17 protein-coding genes, 1 other RNA gene and 1 pseudogene are annotated in these 17774 nt (G+C 45.5%); 14 read left to right on the forward strand and 5 right to left on the reverse strand.

The window, feature by feature from the left end:
* The first annotated feature begins 222 nt into the window (after positions 1-222).
* Complete coding sequence (gene ppnP / locus RG959_RS06650) at positions 223-537, forward strand: pyrimidine/purine nucleoside phosphorylase (protein WP_342796470.1); 315 nt, start codon at positions 223-225, stop codon at positions 535-537.
* A gap of 116 nt (positions 538-653) precedes the next feature.
* Positions 654-2249: a catalase gene (locus tag RG959_RS06655; protein ID WP_483298853.1), complete on the forward strand. Its 1596-nt coding sequence runs from the start codon at positions 654-656 to the stop codon at positions 2247-2249.
* Positions 2250-2289: 40 nt separating this feature from the next.
* On the opposite strand, the gene RG959_RS06660 is transcribed toward RG959_RS06655, so the two are convergent.
* A complete protein-coding gene (locus tag RG959_RS06660; RefSeq protein ID WP_342796471.1) occupies positions 2290-3276 on the reverse strand; it encodes an LLM class flavin-dependent oxidoreductase in 987 nt (328 codons plus the stop codon).
* A gap of 127 nt (positions 3277-3403) precedes the next feature.
* Here RG959_RS06660 and ssrS point away from each other — a divergent pair.
* A non-coding RNA gene (ssrS, locus tag RG959_RS06665) (6S RNA) lies at positions 3404-3604 on the forward strand.
* Between the two features lie 62 nt (positions 3605-3666).
* Here ssrS and RG959_RS06670 read toward each other — a convergent pair.
* Together RG959_RS06670 and RG959_RS06675 are read right to left on the reverse strand one after the other, a co-directional pair.
* Positions 3667-3834 carry an aspartyl-phosphate phosphatase Spo0E family protein gene (locus RG959_RS06670; RefSeq protein WP_251270445.1) on the reverse strand — a complete coding sequence of 56 codons (168 nt, stop codon included), beginning with the start codon at positions 3832-3834 and terminating at the stop codon, positions 3667-3669.
* A 209-nt stretch (positions 3835-4043) separates the two neighbouring features.
* On the reverse strand, positions 4044-4421 hold the full coding sequence (locus RG959_RS06675) for a nucleotide excision repair endonuclease (RefSeq protein WP_342796472.1): 378 nt from the start codon (positions 4419-4421) through the stop codon (positions 4044-4046).
* Between the two features lie 68 nt (positions 4422-4489).
* Between RG959_RS06675 and RG959_RS06680 the strand changes: the two genes are divergently transcribed.
* Together RG959_RS06680 and RG959_RS06685 are read left to right on the forward strand one after the other, a co-directional pair.
* Positions 4490-4972, forward strand: a complete 483-nt coding sequence (locus tag RG959_RS06680; protein ID WP_242232258.1) for a DUF456 domain-containing protein — start codon at positions 4490-4492, stop codon at positions 4970-4972.
* A gap of 74 nt (positions 4973-5046) precedes the next feature.
* Positions 5047-5358 carry a hypothetical protein gene (locus RG959_RS06685; protein WP_342796473.1) on the forward strand — a complete coding sequence of 104 codons (312 nt, stop codon included), beginning with the start codon at positions 5047-5049 and terminating at the stop codon, positions 5356-5358.
* 37 nt (positions 5359-5395) lie between these two features.
* On the opposite strand, the gene RG959_RS06690 is transcribed toward RG959_RS06685, so the two are convergent.
* The gene (locus RG959_RS06690; RefSeq protein ID WP_242232256.1) at positions 5396-5626 is read right to left on the reverse strand and encodes a cold-shock protein; all 231 of its coding nucleotides are present in this window, start codon (positions 5624-5626) and stop codon (positions 5396-5398) included.
* A gap of 386 nt (positions 5627-6012) precedes the next feature.
* On the opposite strand from RG959_RS06690, the gene RG959_RS06695 reads away from it, so the two are divergent.
* The 8 genes and pseudogenes from RG959_RS06695 (at position 6013) to RG959_RS06730 (ending at position 15165) form a co-directional block, all read left to right on the forward strand.
* Positions 6013-8169, forward strand: coding sequence for a malate synthase G (locus tag RG959_RS06695; RefSeq protein WP_342796474.1), 2157 nt, complete (start codon positions 6013-6015; stop codon positions 8167-8169).
* Between the two features lie 51 nt (positions 8170-8220).
* Positions 8221-8991, forward strand: a complete 771-nt coding sequence (locus RG959_RS06700; RefSeq protein ID WP_342796475.1) for an IclR family transcriptional regulator — start codon at positions 8221-8223, stop codon at positions 8989-8991.
* Between the two features lie 353 nt (positions 8992-9344).
* Complete coding sequence (locus tag RG959_RS06705; RefSeq protein WP_342796476.1) at positions 9345-9836, forward strand: amidase domain-containing protein; 492 nt, start codon at positions 9345-9347, stop codon at positions 9834-9836.
* Between the two features lie 233 nt (positions 9837-10069).
* Positions 10070-10735: a CAP domain-containing protein gene (locus RG959_RS06710; protein ID WP_342796477.1), complete on the forward strand. Its 666-nt coding sequence runs from the start codon at positions 10070-10072 to the stop codon at positions 10733-10735.
* Positions 10736-11029: 294 nt separating this feature from the next.
* A pseudogene (locus tag RG959_RS06715) lies at positions 11030-12444 on the forward strand (GntP family permease).
* 13 nt (positions 12445-12457) lie between these two features.
* Positions 12458-13234: a 3-hydroxybutyrate dehydrogenase gene (locus RG959_RS06720; RefSeq protein WP_342796478.1), complete on the forward strand. Its 777-nt coding sequence runs from the start codon at positions 12458-12460 to the stop codon at positions 13232-13234.
* A gap of 61 nt (positions 13235-13295) precedes the next feature.
* Positions 13296-14672, forward strand: coding sequence for a sigma-54 interaction domain-containing protein (locus RG959_RS06725; RefSeq protein WP_342796479.1), 1377 nt, complete (start codon positions 13296-13298; stop codon positions 14670-14672).
* 37 nt (positions 14673-14709) lie between these two features.
* Complete coding sequence (locus RG959_RS06730) at positions 14710-15165, forward strand: DinB family protein (RefSeq protein WP_342796480.1); 456 nt, start codon at positions 14710-14712, stop codon at positions 15163-15165.
* A 48-nt stretch (positions 15166-15213) separates the two neighbouring features.
* Here RG959_RS06730 and RG959_RS06735 read toward each other — a convergent pair whose 3' ends face one another.
* Complete coding sequence (locus RG959_RS06735) at positions 15214-16641, reverse strand: DHA2 family efflux MFS transporter permease subunit (RefSeq protein WP_342796685.1); 1428 nt, start codon at positions 16639-16641, stop codon at positions 15214-15216.
* A 226-nt stretch (positions 16642-16867) separates the two neighbouring features.
* Between RG959_RS06735 and RG959_RS06740 the strand changes: the two genes are divergently transcribed.
* Positions 16868-17701: a TetR/AcrR family transcriptional regulator gene (locus RG959_RS06740; protein WP_342796481.1), complete on the forward strand. Its 834-nt coding sequence runs from the start codon at positions 16868-16870 to the stop codon at positions 17699-17701.
* Positions 17702-17774 lie beyond the last annotated feature (73 nt).

A 17774-nucleotide genomic window follows, 5' to 3' on the forward strand; every position in this document is an offset into this window, starting at 1 on the left:
ATGGTAAATCCCTTTAATTTTGTCAAAAAATCTTACATGAATATGTAAGGTTTTTTGACAAAATTAAAGTATAAAAAATAATAAAATGCAAACAGAAGATTTGAAAGGGAAGATAGAATTTCTAACATGTAGAAGAAAAAAGTGAAAAGTAGTGGGAAAATTCTGTTTAATGAGTTGGGCTTTTATGATAAATTATTGGGAGAAAGTGAAAGGATGGAGAATATGACTCAACTAAAAAACGTAGATATTACAAAGGAAGCAAACATTTATTTCGACGGGAAGGTAACGAGCAGAACCATTTTCCTGCAGGATGGAACTAAAAAAACGCTCGGTATTATGATGCCGGGGGAATATACATTTTCAACGGAGTTAAAAGAAGAAATGGATATTTCAGCTGGAAAGCTCGAATACAAGCTTCAAGGAAGTAACTGGGAAACGATTGACGGAGCGGGTGTTTTCTTCGTGCCGGCCAATGAAACATTTGAATTAAAAGTACATACAATTGTGGATTATTGCTGCTCTTATCTGTCTGAGTAACCAAGTTGTTTTTTCGTTTTTGGCGCTCGTTTTCGAGCGCTTTTTTTTGTTTAAATTTTTGGAAAAAGGATATAAATAATGGGAATTTAAATTCAATTTGGCAGGGAGGAATAAATGTGGAACACGAAGACAAGAAAAAAACGGGGACAGGTGAAACGGAAGAAACGTTAACAAACCGTCAGGGACATCCAGTTGTAGACAATCAAAACATTCGAACTGTTGGAAACCGTGGTCCGGCAACGCTCGAAAACTACCATTTTATCGAAAAAATCTCCCATTTTGACCGTGAACGCATTCCGGAACGGGTTGTGCATGCGCGTGGTGCCGGGGCACATGGCTATTTTGAAACGTATGGGAAAGTCGGCGACGAAGATGTTGCTAAATATACACGGGCAAAGGTATTTAAAGGAGCAGGCAAGCGGACACCGGTATTTGTTCGGTTTTCAACGGTTGCCGGAGCGAAGGAATCTCCAGAAACAGCCCGCGATCCGCGTGGATTTGCGGTTAAATTTTATACAGAAGACGGAAACTGGGATCTTGTCGGCAACAACCTAAAAATTTTCTTTATTCGTGATCCACTCAAATTCCCAGATATGATTCATGCGTTTAAGCCAGACCCGGTGACAAACATTCAAAATCCGGAGCGCATGTTTGATTTTGTTTCCAAGACACCGGAAGCGACTCATATGATTACCTTCTTATTTTCCCCTTGGGGCATTCCGGCAAACTATCGCCAAATGCAGGGCTCGGGTGTTAACACGTATAAGTGGGTAAACGAAGCGGGTGAAGCGGTGCTGGTGAAATATCATTGGGAGCCGTTAAAGCAGGGCATTCGGAACTTAACGCAAAAAGAAGCCAATGAAATTCAAGGAATGAATACAAGCCATGCCACACAGGATCTTTATGAAGCGATTGAAAAAGGTGACTACCCGGAATGGGAGCTTTGCGTACAAATTATGAGTGATGATGAGCACCCAGAGCTTGATTTTGATCCGCTTGATGATACAAAGCTATGGCCTCAGGATCAATTCCCGTTCCTGCCGGTTGGGAAAATGGTGCTCAATAAAAATCCGGAAAATTATTTTGCAGAAGTTGAGCAGGCGGCTTTTGGGACAGGAGTGCTTGTGGACGGCCTGGATTTTTCTGATGATAAAATGCTCCAGGGGCGCACGTTCTCTTACTCAGATACCCAGCGTTACCGTGTTGGAGCAAACTACCTGCAAATTCCGATCAATAAACCGAAAAAGCGGGTTGCGACCAATCAGCGCGATGGCCAGCATGCCCACTATGTAGACGATGGGCGGAATCCGCATGTGAATTACGAGCCGTCTATGCTGGATGGCTTAAAAGAAGCAGAAAGAGCCGGTGCAGACCATCAGCCTGCTTACAACGCTAAATTAATAAAGCAGCCGATTGACCGCAAAAACGATTACGGGCAGACCGGTGATACATACCGGAGTTTTGAAGACTGGGAACGCGATGAGCTGATCAGCAATTTGGTTGATGCGCTCAGCGTATCACACCCGGATATTCAAAAAGCCATGATCGGCCACTTTACAAAAGCGGACGAGGAGTATGGCCGCCGTGTAGCAGAAGGGCTTGAAAAAGCAAAACAGAAGATGGACCAAACAGCTGGAGATACCGGTTCAGCGGCAGCGAAAAAAGCAGCAGATACTGCAAAACAAGAAGGCCACGAGGCGGAACCATACTAAAACAACCCCCTTCACCATAGTGAAGGGGGACTTTTGATTTTTATTCGAGCGAACGCAAAACGTCTGCTGTGAGTTCAAAGGAACGCAGCCTTGCTTCATGGTCATAAATTTGCGCGTTAATCATTAGTTCGTCCGCGCCGGTTTCTTCGATGAACGCGGCTAATTTTTTCTTAATAGTTTCCGGACCGCCGATGATGGAGGAACCGAGCTGCTGCTGCAGTGCTGCTTTTTCAAATTCAGTCCAAATGCCGTCCATGCTGTCCACTGGCGGCTGAAGAGGCACCGCTTTGTTGCGGATCAGGTTTAAAAATTGCTGCTGCATGGATGTAGCAAGCCGCTCTGCTTCTTGGTCCGTATCAGCGGCAATAACGTTTACGCCAAGCATAGCATGCGGCTTTTCGAGAACGTCCGATGGGGTAAAATGACGCCGATAAAGGGCGAGCGCCGGCAGCGTATGATCTGGAGAAAAGTGGCTTGCAAAAGAAAATGGCAGGCCTAAATCACCAGCGAGGCGAGCGCTGAACCCGCTTGAGCCAAGCAGCCAGATCGGAATGGACAAGCCTTCACCCGGAACGGCATGAACGTGATTTGTACCGTTAAAGTATCCGCGCAGCTCAGCCAGCTGCTCTGGAAAGTCGTGCCCGTCGCTCATATTTTGGCGGCGCAGTGCCCGCATCGTCACCTGGTCCGTTCCAGGAGCGCGGCCAAGCCCCAGATCGATGCGTCCAGGAAACAGGGACTCAAGGGTGCCAAATTGTTCTGCGATGACAAGCGGCGCATGATTAGGCAGCATAATACCTCCGGAGCCAACCCGGATTGTTTTGGTGGCGGCGGCAATATGGCCGATCACCACGGATGTGGCAGAGCTTGCAATGCCGGGCATATTATGATGCTCAGCAAGCCAGTACCGGTTATAACCCCATTTTTCTGCATGACGGGCGAGGTCAGCAGAACGCTGAAAAGATTCTGAAGCGGTGCTTCCTGCTGTAATAGGAGCAAGGTCAAGAGCAGAATAAGAGATAGACATCTATAAACACTTCTTTCATATAAGGTAAGTAAAGGTACTCATTTCTCGTCTGTTTAGTGTAGCAGGAATATTTCGTGTGGCAAAATAAAACGGCTTGCATTTCAGGCGAAAAAGAAGTAAGATACGAATACAGCTGCATTGTACGTGTTTTTTTAATTAAGTTTTAACCTTTAAGCTGTAATAGGGAGTTTAACATTAAAGCGGGATTGACAAGCCTCTGCCGGTTCGGCAGGGAGGACAGACATGAACGTTTTTGCAAACACCCACTTTGAGGAGTGGTGGTTTAAAACTTTCTTATTTTTGATAATACGGCAAAAGCGGCACAAAAAAACCAGCTCCCAAACGGGGCTGGTTTTTTTGTGCCTGAAAAACAATAAGGAGAAAAAATGTTTAAAACTTTCTATAGGGCTGAAATTGATTCATCAGCTCGTCCAGTTCTTGGCTGTACTGAACAGTCTCTGCATGGCTTAATCCTTTTGTTGTGCCGGATGTAATCATGTCCCGGCGGACTTTTTTAATTTTTTTCATTAACTCATCACGATTTACCAACGTATTCATTTTGAAACCTCCGTGAGTACTTTCCATACTTTTTTTATAAGAGAACAGCATTTAGTATACGAAAAGATCGTATTATTTAAAACAGATTCGACAAAACGTATCAAAACGTTACAGATGGAGCGGGTTGTTTGACAGAAAGGAGAAATTTTCGAAAAAGGAGCAGCAGAGAAAGAGAAGAAAAGCCGGCTTCAAAAAAACCGGCTGCAGGATTAAGAACGGAAAAATGCTTTGTCCGTATTGTATTTCGCTTCGAACGTATTAATAATATAGGTTTCATAAATATCCCGTTCCATCGGGTTATCCACCACAAGAACAACAATTTTGTGAACGTCATCACGGTGGTTTTTAATGTCGGATACATTGTCTTCAAAATGTTTGCGGATACGCATGCGGAGTTTACGGGCTTTACCCACGAACAGAAGACGGTCCTGTGCATCATAAAAAAGAAAAACGCCTGGTTTATCACGCGGAATTTTATGATAATCGGTAAATCCGTACTCGCGTGCGATCGGCGCTTCACTTGTGTCCTCCGGATTCCGTTTTCTTGTTAAAATGTAGTCAGCCTGAGGCAGTTCAATGTTAATCAATGTGAATCACTTCCTATTCCTTTGCATAATGGTACAATGCTATCATAACAGAGAAGAGAGGGATATGTGTGTCTATTTTTGTTTGGACAGTTATTATTTTACTGTTTATCGCAAGCTTTGCCGGCTTCATTTTTCCAATTGTTCCATCGGTTCTCGTTTTGTGGGCAGGGTTTGGTCTTTATTATGTTGGCATTAGCCGCGAGGAATTATCCATTCTTTTTTGGATTGGCATGCTTGTTTTAACAGCGCTTATGTTTTTAGCTGATTTTCTGGCAAACAGCTACTTTGTGAAAAAATACGGCGGTTCCAAATGGGGCGAGTGGACCGCGGTGATTGCTCTTATTGCGGGTTCGTTTATCATCCCGCCCTTTGGGATTTTGATTGTGCCGTTTGTGGCGGTTTTTGCCGTTGAACTCATTGTTTTAAAAAATGTAAAACAGGCTTTTTTTGTTGCGTACGCAACGCTTATTGCTTTCTTAAGCGGAACGCTGGCCAAAGTGGTGATCCAGCTTATTATGATCGGCTGGTTTTTGGCAGAAGCAATCCTGTAGAGGCTCCATGTTTGGATGCTTCCTCTGTAAGGGTATAGAGCATACCATGAAGAAGCATACAGGAGGCTTGAGCAATGGCAGCTGAACGGATACGAGTTGGATATATGGAATTAACAGAAGAAGAATCAAATCGCTTGTTAAAAGAAGTGCAGCGTGATGGACGGGCGGAAACACTGGAAGATCTGCAGCAATTGATGGATAAGTATGATGCCCGGATGACAGAGGCGGAAGGTCATCTTCTTGAGAAATTGATGGAGGAAAAGGAAGCGAAACCTTCTGTAACAGAGGAAGAAATTGAATTTTTTCCAAAAACAGAAAGTGATAAGCGGTATCGGATTAAAGCATCGAAAAAAACAAATGCTTTTGACAAACCGGGAAATCAATAAAAGCAGGCAAAAGAAAAAAGCGGATTCCCAAGAGGGATCACGCTTTTTTTTGTTCGGCCTCTGCCGGTTTACGAAACGTATTGTTTTGCAGCGAATTCGTGTGCCGGGTTCCGTTTTCCATCTCGCTCCCGCAAAATGGGCACGTTGGTGAATCATCATCTGAAAAGTTCTTTCTCATCCAGCCTTTGCAGCCCTCCGACGGGCATTCCCATGTCTCGATATCAACGTTTGGCAATGGTTCCGTACGATTTTTGCTGTAATAAGACATTTTAAACGTCACCCCCGGGATTATTGGTCAATCCTGTCTATTATCTCACACTTTGCCTCGTTCTGATACATTTTGCTGTTTATTTTTGTTTTTAAGCAGTTCTTATTTCGAATCGGGCGTGCGAGGATCCGTTAAATATCCCTTTACTTTTGATATACTGGGATGTAAAGGAGAAGATAGCGATGAATGATCTTATTTTACAAATTATAGTCTGGGCAGTAGTCATTTTGGCCATGGTGAAGCTTTATCCGATTTTGCAAAAATTATGGAAAAAATGAGAAAGGGCTTTCAGAAATAAGTTGAAATTTTCTGAAAGCCATGTTACTCTTTTTTTAAGATTTTTTTGAAACACTGTTGCGTAATACCAAACAAAGGGGATGTTGTACGTGGGGAATTATGTGAAAGCAGGGTCGCTGCAAGTAGATGATCGGTTGTATGAATTTGTAAACAGCCGTGTGCTTCCTCAGGCAGGGGTGGATGAGGAAGCATTCTGGACGGGTTTCAGCCGGCTTGTAGCGGATGTTACACCAAAAAACAAGAAGCTTTTAGAGCGAAGAAATGACTTGCAGGCTCAAATCAACGATTGGCATCGAAAGCATTCTTTTGAGCCGGCAGCGTATAAAACCTTTTTGGAGGAAATCGGTTATCTTGAGCCTGAAGGGGACGACTTCACGATCCAAACGGAAAACATAGATGATGAAATTGCGCTTCAAGCCGGTCCGCAGCTTGTTGTACCGGTAAATAATGCGCGCTATGCCGTTAACGCAGCTAATGCAAGATGGGGGAGCTTGTATGATGCGTTATATGGTACAGATGCCATTCCGGAAACGGACGGTGCGGAAAAGTCAGCCGGCTTTAATCCGATCCGCGGCGAAAGAGTTGTTGCTTTTGCACGCCGGTTCTTAGATACAGCAGCACCGCTTGAAGCAGGTTCACATACAGAATCAACCGGCTATCGTGTAGAAAATGGCCGCCTGATCGTTTCTTTACAAAATGGCGAGACATCACTGAAGAACCCAGAACAATTGAAAGGAACGAGTGAAGAAGGGATTTTACTCGTGCATCATGGCCTGCATATTGAAATACAAGTGGATCCGGAGCACCCAATTGGCTCAAAAGATCCAGCGGGGGTCAAAGATATTTTACTGGAAGCAGCCATAACGACCATTATGGATTGTGAAGACTCTGTAGCGGCTGTCGATGCCGAAGACAAGCTCCTTGTGTACGAAAACTGGCTGCGCTTGATGCGGGGAGACTTATCCGCTTCTTTTACAAAAAAAGGAAGAAAAATCCACCGTACACTGAATGCAGACCGGTCTTATATATCGCCGGATGGTGCGCCGTTTGAACTTCCCGGCCGCTCTCTCATGTTTGTTCGAAATGTTGGCCATTTAATGACCAACAATGCCATATTGGACGAGCATGGTGATGAAATTTTTGAAGGTATTTTGGATGGTGTGATCACAAGCGCCATTGCCAAGCCGTCAGTACTCGGACAGCCGAACCGGATAAATTCACGCAAGCGCTCCATTTATATTGTGAAGCCGAAAATGCATGGATCCGAGGAAGTGGCTTTTGCAGACGATTTATTTAACCGGATTGAGGATTTATTAAATATGCCGCGATACACACTTAAAATCGGAGTGATGGATGAAGAGCGCCGAACGTCTCTTAATTTAAAAAATTGTATCGCAGCTGTTCGAAACCGGATTGTCTTTATTAACACCGGCTTTTTAGACCGGACTGGCGATGAGATTCACACTTCAATGGAAGCGGGTCCGATGATTCAAAAAAGCGAAATGAAAAAAACAGCCTGGCTGGAGGGGTATGAAAAATCGAACGTAGCGAGCGGGTTGGCAGCGGGCTTCGGACACCGGGCGCAAATCGGTAAGGGAATGTGGGCAATGCCGGACTTGATGGCTGATATGATGGAGCAGAAAATCAGCCATGTGCAGGCTGGCGCCAATACAGCCTGGGTTCCGTCCCCGACAGCAGCTGTTTTGCACGCCATTCATTACCATGAAGTGAACGTATTTGACCGCCAGAAAGAAATCGCCGATCAAGCTTCCGCTTTTCAGGATATGATGCTGCAAATTCCAATCGCGTCCAAAGCAAATTGGCGTGCAGAAGATATTCAGCAGGAGCTCGATAACAATGCCCAGGGAATTTTAGGATATGTTGTCCGGTGGGTTGAACAGGGAATTGGCTGTTCCAAAGTGCCGGATATTCATAATACCGGCTTGATGGAAGACCGGGCGACTCTCCGAATTTCAAGCCAGCATATGGCCAACTGGCTGCATCATGGAATTTGCACAAAGAAGCAGGTTATGGACACGCTGGAGCGAATGGCACAAGTAGTTGATGAGCAAAATGCGGAAGATCCCGGCTACCGGCCAATGGGGCCGAATTATCATGATTCGGTTGCCTTTGCGGCTGCTTGTGAGTTGATCTTTAAAGGATATAAGCAGCCGAATGGCTACACAGAACCGATCCTGCACGAAAAACGGCTCCAGGCAAAAGAAAAATATCGTATTACATCATAAAGGAAAGCGGGCCCCGGCCGGCTTTTCCTGCATAGTGAGGAAGGGATTCGGTTGGAAAGAGAAAACGTCGTTAAATCGGTCGCGCGTGCGCTTGATATTATTGCACATGTCAGTGCATCCCCGAGGGGGCTTGGTGTAACAGAAATTGCGAATGGAATGGATATTAATAAAAGCTCGGTGTTTCGGACACTAGCGACACTTGAGCAATACGGCTATATTGAACAGCATAAGGAAACAGGCCGCTATCGAATCGGCTATGCTTTTTTAGAGGTAAGCTCAAGGCTGCTGGAATCACTCGATGTCCGATCAGAAGCACAGGATGTTCTGCGCCAGTTGGAGGCGGAAACAAATGAAGTGGTTCACCTTGTCGTGTATGACCGTGGAGAAGTGGTGTATATTGAAAAGCTGGACGGACACGAAGCGCTGCGTATGCATTCAAAAGTCGGCAGGCGTGCGCCGGTTCACTGCACGTCTGTCGGAAAAGCGATTTTAGCCCATCTGCCCCAATCAGAAGTAAACGATATATTGGAACGAAGAGGGCTGCCGGTCCATACAGACCAGACCATTACAACGAAAGAAGCGTATCTGGCGGAACTCGCGCGTGTAAGAGAAGCAGGATATGCGCTCGATCTTGAAGAAAACGAGCCTGGAATCCGCTGTATTGCAGCACCGGTATTTGATCATCATGGAACCATTGCAGCGGCTGTATCAATTTCCGGCCCCACTCTCCGTATGACGGATGAGCGCTTAAAAGTGTTAAGAGAGCGCATGATAAAAGCGGGAAGCGACATTTCAGAGCGCCTTGGATGGAACAGGAAATAATTTCTTGACTTTTTATTTGATGAGTGTTATGATTAACTTCTGATTGAGATCGTAACTTAGAACGTTCATATAACATTCTGGCATTCTGCTAGTGTTGACTTTACTTATTCACACTGGAGCAGCTTCGGAGCTGCAAGGACTTAAGAGCAGGAAGGGCTTAGGTCGTTTAGGGACATCAAAAACGATAATGTGGAATTTTAATATACCGCGGCGGTTTAACGAAGGATAAAGAAAAAGATTTATCCTTGGAACGTTGTGAGTTACCCAATAAATATAAAAAAACCGGCCTGATCCGTTCAGGCCGGTTTTTCTATTCTCTTCCGGCATACGCTGTAGGAAAGGAGGAGATGGCGATGTATGATCGTGAATCCGCAGTCCGTTATGCGGAAAAGTGGTGGAACAAACGCAATCCGGCTTTTCCGGCCTTTGCTGTAGACTGCACCAATTATGTTTCACAATGCCTGCTGGCCGGAGGAGCCCCTATGAGAGGCGGCTACGCCGACCGCAAAAATGGCTGGTGGGTTGGAGGCGGTACGTGGAGTTTCAGCTGGAGTGTGACCCATTCGCTCAGGTGGTATTTAGAAGGATCGAAGAAGGGGTTAAAGGCTGTGCGGAAAGCATCGGCAGCAGATCTGCTTCCTGGAGACGTCATCATTTATGATTTTAACGGTGATGGCCGTATGGATCATGCTGCTTTTGTCGTAAGCCGCCAAAACGGTGTACCGCTTGTGAATGCGCACACGGCTGACAGCTATCACCGCCATTGGAGATATACGACGTCACCGGCACACACGGCCGGCATTCGTTACTACTTTTTCCATATTGATGAAAACACATCCTTGTAACAGTTTTGTAAAAGAATTACGCTTATATGTCGCTGCCTGTTTCTGCTTGCAAGTGAAAATAGCACAGCGCTGACGGGATAGGGACTGAGCACTGTGGGCAAAGCAGGAAACTATCATTATGAAATGAGGCTATCATTTTCCATCTCAAAATCTATTGCCGTTTTTTCGTGTTTCGGGCTATAGTAATCACGCAGCCCGGGCAACACATAAAAAAACGCAGGAGGATTTCGACCTTGAAAATAAATGTACGCATTGCCGCAATCGCTGGTCTTGTGTCAATTGGACTTTTCACAGCAGGACAGGTGGAAGCAGCTTCCCTGACTTGTGATACGACAAAGACTGTTCAGGTGAAAACCTACCAAAAATATTATCAAGTAAAATGGCAGGCACAGCCAGCAGCTGCTGCTCCATCTAAAGAAGTAACACAGCCAACAGCACCTGCTGCTGAAGCAAAGCCTCAGCAGACAGCGCCTTCACAAGAAGCACCAAAGCAGGAGCAGGCGGCACAGCCGGCAGCTTCTCAATCAGTAAATGCTTTTGAACAGGAAGTAGCGAAGCTTGTAAACCAGGAGCGCGCTAAAGTGGGATTAAAGGCTTTAACGTTAGACACTGAGCTTAGCAAAGTCGCTCGTGCGAAATCACAGGATATGAAAGATAAAGGCTACTTTTCTCACCAGTCACCAACATACGGATCACCATTTGATATGATGAAACAATTCGGTATTACGTATAAAACAGCAGGTGAAAACATTGCCAAAGGCCAAAAAACGCCAGCAGAAGTAATGGAAGCGTGGATGAACAGTGACGGCCACCGGAAAAACATTTTAAACTCTGAATTCACTCACATCGGTGTTGGGTATGTAGGTGGCCACTGGACACAAATGTTTATCGGAAAATAAAAACGCGCGGAAAATGGAGATCATTTTCCGCTTTTTTGCGCGTTCATTGTATGTTGAATAGTGGACGATGAGAACTTTAGATGTTATTCGAAAGAATGCTTATGGTTCCGGCAGCGGATGAAAATAAGAAAAATTCCGGAGAAGCGGAAAATTCCGTAATTCCGGAAAAATCGGCGCGTTTTTTTTCCGGAATTACGGAATGAAAGGGAGAAAACAGCGAAAAAAGGACTCTTTTATGGTTGGCACAGCTCTTGCAAATATAAAATGAAAACGGTTGCTTAAGGGGGAGCGGAAATGGATTTACTTGTGATACTTCTGGCGCTTGGCCTGCTCATGTTTACCGCATACCGCGGTTTTTCTGTTATTTTATTTGCGCCGATTTGTGCATTGCTGGCTGTTCTCTTAACAGAGCCATCCCATGTTTTGCCGTTTTTCTCAAATATTTTTATGGAGAAAATGGTCGGTTTTATTAAATTATATTTTCCTGTTTTTTTACTCGGTGCTATTTTTGGAAAAGTGGTGGAAATGTCAGGTATTGCAGAATCGATTGCCAAAACAATCGTTAAGTTCGTAGGTGCCAGGCAGGCTATTTTAGCCATTGTGTTAATGTGCGCTATTTTAACGTACAGCGGTGTCAGCTTATTTGTAGTTGTTTTTGCGGTTTACCCGTTCGCAAAAAAAATGTTTATGGAGGCTGACATTCCGAAGCGGCTCATTCCAGGAACAATTGCACTTGGCGCTTTTACCTTTACGATGGATGCACTGCCGGGAACTCCGCAAATTCAAAATGTCATTCCGACAACCTTTTTTAAAACAGATATTTACGCAGCGCCGGTTCTAGGAATCATCGGAGCGGTATTTGTGCTTGGCGCAGGCCTGTTGTATTTGGAGATGCGCCGGAAGAAAGCCTCCAAAGCCGGTGAAGGCTACTACGGGTTAAACAACGACATTTTGGAAGAAGAAGAGGAAACAAAAGCTGTAGAAAAGAAACATCAGCCCTTCGCAAAGCACTTGCTTTGGTACCACTTATTTTAGTAGCCGTAATGAATAAATTTTTCACTGAAACATTGCCTGTATGGTACCCGAACGGATTTGATTTTGCAGCCATCGGCTTAGATTCTTTTGGGAAAGTGGAGCTGTCGTCTGTTCTGGCGATCTGGTCTGTAGAAATGGCTTTGCTGACGGGAATTGTTGCGGCTCTTTTATACAACTGGAAGCAAGTTAAGACCAATTTTCAAGCTGGTGTAAACACGGCTATTGGCGGTGCGCTGCTTGCCGCAATGAACACAGGGGCTGAATATGGATTCGGCGGTATCATTTCTTCGCTGCCGGGCTTTTCGGTTGTCAGCAAGGGGATTTCAGATACGTTTACAAATCCGCTTGTAAACGGAGCTGTTACCACAACCACTTTAGCCGGAATTACAGGATCAGCCTCCGGCGGTATGGGAATTGCGCTTAGTGCCATGTCAGACAAATATATGGAAGCGATCACAAAATATCATATTGATCCTGAAGTGATGCACCGTGTGATTTCAATGGCCTCCGGCGGCATGGATACACTGCCGCACAACGGAGCAGTTATTACACTTTTAGCTGTAACGGGTCTTACCCATCGGCAGTCGTACGGAGACATCTTTGCGATCACCGTTATTAAAACAATCGCTGTCTTTTTGATTATTTTCATTTACAGTACAACAGGACTTGTTTAAGGGGGAAGAAAAGATGTTAAAAAACAAAACGGCATTAATTACAGGCGCTGGAAGCGGTATCGGACTCGAGCTGGCAGATGTTTTTGCAGCGGAAGGAGCAAACGTCATTGTTGCGGATATCAATGAGGAAGCAGCTGTGCAGGCTGCAGAAGCATTTCAAGAGCAGGGATTCCATGCGTCCGCGGTTTTATGTGATGTAACGAATGAAGAACAGGTTAAAAGCAGCATTGAATTTGCGGCTAATCGGTACGGTACGCTCGACATTTTAATTAACAATGCCGGAATGCAGCATGTGGCGCCCATTGAACATTTTTCGACAGAGCGGTTTAACCAGCTTTTAAGCATTATGCTGACAGCTCCCTTTACAGCCATCAAACACGCACTGCCGCTTATGAAAAAACAAGGAAACGGACGCATTATTAATATGTCTTCTATCAACGGGCTGGTTGGCTTTGCCGGCAAAGCCGGATACAACAGTGCGAAGCACGGAGTGATTGGATTAACGAAAGTAGCCGCTTTAGAAGCCGCCCCGCACGGAATTACAGTGAATGCACTTTGTCCTGGATACGTTGATACTCCGCTTGTGCGCGGCCAATTTGAAGATTTAGCAAAAACGCGCAGCGTTCCGCTTGAGCGGGTACTTGAGGAAGTTATTTACCCGCTTGTGCCGCAAAAGCGGCTGCTGGAGGTTCGGGAAATAGCTGATTATGCTGTTTTTCTTTGCAGTGACCGGGCGAAAGGCGTGACCGGCCAGGCAATTGTTTTAGACGGCGGTTATACGGCACAGTAAGTGAAAGCTGCCTTTACGGCGGCTTTTTTTGATAAAATAAAAGGAAAAGGAGGGCATAACGATGAAGAAGCTCCCTTATGAATGGCTGGAAGAAATTATTAATCTGGCGGCGGAATGGGTTGTTGCAGTTGACCGGGATGCAAAGGTTATTTTTATGAACACGGCTTACTGCGAGTATCTTGGAACGACTCAGCAGGAAGCATTCGGAAAAGACGTAAGAGATGTGATTGAAAACACGCGCATGCATATTGTTCTCCAAACAGCCCGGGCAGAAATTGCATCGATACATACCATTAAAGGCAGTGAAATGATCGCAAACCGGTATCCTTTCTATGTAAACGGCGAGCTTGTTGGAGCAGTCGGGGCTGTGATGTTTCGCAACGCAGAAGAGTGGATGGCGTATTCCAACAAAGTACAGCCGCTAATGGAAGAGCTTAACTATTATAAGAAACGGTTTGCGAACGAATTAAAAAGTAAGTACAGTTTTGAGGACTTAATTGGAACAACAGAATCTTTTATAGAAGCAAAGCAGCTGGCTGCGCGTGCGTCCACAAGCCAGTCAGTCGTGCTTTTGACCGGGAAATCCGGCACGGGCAAAGAACTTTTTGCCCATGCAATCCACGGGGCAAGCACAAGAAGTGTGTTTCCTTTTGTTCGTGTCAATTCAGCCTCAATCCCGGAGCAGCTGCTTGAATCGGAACTGTTTGGATATGAGGAAGGGGCTTTGACCGGGGCGAAAAAAGGCGGGAAAAAAGGGAAGTTTGAGCTGGCGCACCGCGGAACCATTTTTCTCGATGAAATTGGCGATATGCCATTGGCTATGCAAAGCAAGCTGCTTCGCGTTCTTCAGGAAAAAGAAATCGAGCGGGTTGGCGGACAAGGCACAGCCCCTGTTGATGTACGGGTGATTGCTGCCACACACCGCAATCTTGAGGAAATGGTCAAACAGGGAAAGTTCCGGGAGGATTTATACTATCGGCTGAACGTAATGAAAATTGATATTCCTTCCTTAATGGAACGAAAACAAGATATTCCGGCTATTGCGGCTGTCTTGCTTCGAAAGCTTGAGAAGAACTTTGACCGGCCTGTGATCAATTTATCCAAAGAAGTGGAAAGCCGTCTTTTGCTTCATACCTGGCCCGGAAATGTACGGGAGTTAGAAAATGTGCTGGAAAGAGCGGTGAACGTGATGGATGGATCTGTGATTCGGCTTGATCATTTGCCGCTTTACTTACAGGAGGAACCCTCTCAAGAAGCCGGAATCCGTTCCGTAAAAACGCCTGTAGCTGTTATGCCGCTAAAATATACTCTTCAAAAAGCAGAAAAAGAAGCGATCCAGCATGCCCTTTGCCAGTCTGCTAATAAAACTGAAGCGGCCCGGCTGCTCGGCATCGGAAAAACGAAGCTTTATGACAAGTGCCGGGAGTACGGATTATGATAGAATAGAAGCGGTCATACATAGAGGAGGAAACGGTATGGAATCGATTAAGCAATTTATTTTTGCAAGAAACGCAGCGCTTGGCACTATTGCTAAAGCACCGGAAAACAAGTGGGATGAAATCCCTGCCGGATTTTCAAACAATATCCGCTGGAATGCCGGGCATATTTTCGTAGCGGCGGAGGGGCTGCTTCATTTAGCAGATGAAGCCTATGAGACTGTGCATCCTGACTGGAATGCCCTGTTTGCTACAGGAACACGTCCGGCTAACTGGCCGGCAGAGTTTCCATCAGCAGAAGAAATTACGAACGCCCTGCAGGAACAATTGAATCGTGTAGAGCGTCATTTTTCTGCCAAGCTCGGTGAAAAAGCAGCCAAGCCCGTTACAATCGGTCCGCTTGAAATGACAACCGTAGAAGCTCTTTTGCAGTTTGTCACGTTCCATGAAGGCATGCATACCGGGGTTATAAACAGCTTAACGAAAATGGTATAAAAAAACGCCCTTGCCGGATGCGGCAAGGGCGTTTTTTTTGTGAGCAGCTTAACCAGCAGACTTTTGCTTAGACAGCTGGCTGGCAGGCGTTACCCGTTTCATAAAGAAAGCCAGGACAAGAGCAACAGCGGCAATAAAGACAGAGATGGTAAAAGAGAAATTAATGCCGTGCAGCATCGCTTCATTGGCAATATTGGCCATCGCAGCTGGATCACCCGCAGCAGACTCGGCAAGCTGTTCAGCTTCCGACTCGGTCCGGTTTTGCATCAGTGTAACGAGCAGGGCAGACCCGACAGCGCCGGATACTTGCTGCAGGGTATTGTTCATGGCCGTTCCGTGCGGATTCATAGCCGGCGGAAGCTGGTTCAGCCCGTTTGTCATAACCGGCATCATAACCATAGACATCCCAAACATGCGAAGTGTATATACAAACATAATATAGCCGTACGAGGTATCCAGCGTTAAATTACTGAACATAAAGGTCGTTAAAATTGTAATAGATAAGCCGATAACAGCTAAAACCCGTGCACCGAATTTATCAAATAATATTCCGGTAACTGGAGACATGATCCCCATAACGATCGCGCCCGGCAGCATTAACAGCCCTGAATCAAGCGGGGAAATACCACGGATTGTCTGTACATAAATCGGCATAAGAAGCATAGCAGAAAACATAGCCATGGCAATCACAACCGAAATCGCTGAAGACAGGGCAAACATCGGATACTTATAAATGCGGAACTCAAGCAGCGGTTCGTCCAGCTTCATCTGGCGTAAAACAAACCAAACTAAGCCGATGACACCGGCCGCAATCGCGCCATAAACGTAAATAGAATCCCAGCCTTTTTCACCGGCAGAGCTGAATCCGTACAAGATGCCGCCGAAGCCGATGCTCGACAGCGCGAGAGACAAAAGATCCAGCGAAATGGGGCGCTGCGGCGTAATGTTTTTTAATTTAAAGATGGCAAAAAGAAGCGTGAGAGCGGCAATCGGAATGACGACGTCAAACAGGGTGCGCCATGTGTAATGCTCAATGAGCCAGCCGGAAAGGGTAGGCCCGATCGCTGGTGCCGTAATCATTACAAGCCCGAAAATCCCCATGGCCGCACCGCGGCGTTCCACCGGAAAGCTTGCGAGCATAACATTCATTAAAAGCGGCATCATAATCGCAGAACCGGATGCCTGGATCATCCGAGCGGCGAGCAGCACGCTAAACGTTGGCGAAAGTGTTGCGAGAACAGATCCCGCCGTAAATAACGTCATTGCCGTAAGAAATAAACTCCGATTTGTAAACCTCTGAATGAAAAAAGCACTTGCTGGAATTAAAACGCCGTTTACCAGCATATATCCAGTCGACAGCCACTGAACAGCAGAAGCCGATACATCAAATTCTTTCATAATAGACGGAAGCGCTACGTTGAGAAGCGTTTCGTTTAAAAGGGAAACAAAAGCGCCGACAAACAAAATGGCAATCATCGCGTAAGGCGGTTTTCCCGGTACTCCGTGTGTATTCAATTTATATCCTCCTTATACATACTCACTGTTCAATTTTTATACTGTTGTTCTAACAGGTATTTATCTTATACCGATCGTTCAAAAAAATCAACAAATAAATTAAAATTATATATGAAAGCTTGAAATAACAAGGTTATTGCGCTAATCTCGGAATAGACCGACAGTTCAAAAAAAGGAAGTGCATTCATTGAACGAACGAAAAAGAAATGTAATGGAAGCAGCGCATGCTTTATTTGTAGAAAAAGGGTATGCGGCTACATCGATTCAAGATATTCTCGATCAAAGCGGCATTTCGAAAGGAACGTTTTATAATTACTTTCCATCTAAAAACGAGCTGCTGATGAGTATCTTTGAAAAAATTAATCTCGAAACGGACCAGCGCCGGGCGCATGTCATTGCCGGACGGCCTGTTCACGATAAAGAAGCGTTCATTCAGCAAGTGAAAGTCAAGATGGAAGTCAGCAAGGAAAACAATTTGTTTGCTCTATTTCAAGGTGTATTTGTATCGGAAGATGAAGAATTAAAAAAGTTTATTAAGCAGCATCATATAAGCGAGCTGCGCTGGATGCAAAGAAGGGTTATAGAAGTGTATGGAATGCGGGTTTATCCTTATTCAATTGACCTGGCTGTGATGATGCACGGCATGATCCATCATACGGTTCACTTTGTGATGGCAATCGAGGCAGGTGTTGATGTAGATCAAGTCATTGGGTATGCAATGCGCCGGGTAGATGCGGCTATAGAGGAAATTATCCACACAAACGATGCACTGCTTGATCCGCATGTGCTCGAAAAATGGCAGCCCGAAGAAGAACGGGCAAGGGAGCGGAAAAAAAGCCGTGTGCTGCAGGAAATCGGTGCGATGCAGAGGGAGGCGGATGAACGTTCCCAAGAGCTGCTGGTGTTTTTACAGGATGAAATGAGGGAAGAAGCACCTCGCCGTCTTGTGATGGAAACAGTGGCCGGCACCATTCTAAACAATGAAACCCTTATGCTGCGTATACAGGAATTTTTTTCATAAGCGCCAGGCGGTCCAGACAGGGCCGTCTTTTTTTTGGACAAAGACCAGCGGGGCTATGATAATAAAGAGAGCG

The organism is Domibacillus sp. 8LH, from assembly GCF_038806185.1.
GTDB lineage: Bacteria > Bacillota > Bacilli > Bacillales > Domibacillaceae > Domibacillus > Domibacillus indicus_A.

What these genes read in the sequence shown, in the direction of transcription:
- RG959_RS06720 (WP_342796478.1), top strand. Translation starts at nt 12,458, where the DNA reads ATGTTAAAAAACAAAACGGCATTAATTACAGGCGCTGGAAGCGGTATC.
- ppnP (WP_342796470.1), top strand. Translation starts at nt 223, where the DNA reads ATGACTCAACTAAAAAACGTAGATATTACAAAGGAAGCAAACATTTAT.
- RG959_RS06685 (WP_342796473.1), top strand. Translation starts at nt 5,047, where the DNA reads ATGGCAGCTGAACGGATACGAGTTGGATATATGGAATTAACAGAAGAA.
- RG959_RS06725 (WP_342796479.1), top strand. Translation starts at nt 13,296, where the DNA reads ATGAAGAAGCTCCCTTATGAATGGCTGGAAGAAATTATTAATCTGGCG.
- RG959_RS06735 (WP_342796685.1), bottom strand. Translation starts at nt 16,641, where the DNA reads ATGATTGCCATTTTGTTTGTCGGCGCTTTTGTTTCCCTTTTAAACGAA.
- RG959_RS06705 (WP_342796476.1), top strand. Translation starts at nt 9,345, where the DNA reads ATGTATGATCGTGAATCCGCAGTCCGTTATGCGGAAAAGTGGTGGAAC.
- RG959_RS06670 (WP_251270445.1), bottom strand. Translation starts at nt 3,834, where the DNA reads ATGAATACGTTGGTAAATCGTGATGAGTTAATGAAAAAAATTAAAAAA.
- RG959_RS06660 (WP_342796471.1), bottom strand. Translation starts at nt 3,276, where the DNA reads ATGTCTATCTCTTATTCTGCTCTTGACCTTGCTCCTATTACAGCAGGA.
- RG959_RS06690 (WP_242232256.1), bottom strand. Translation starts at nt 5,626, where the DNA reads ATGTCTTATTACAGCAAAAATCGTACGGAACCATTGCCAAACGTTGAT.
- RG959_RS06730 (WP_342796480.1), top strand. Translation starts at nt 14,710, where the DNA reads ATGGAATCGATTAAGCAATTTATTTTTGCAAGAAACGCAGCGCTTGGC.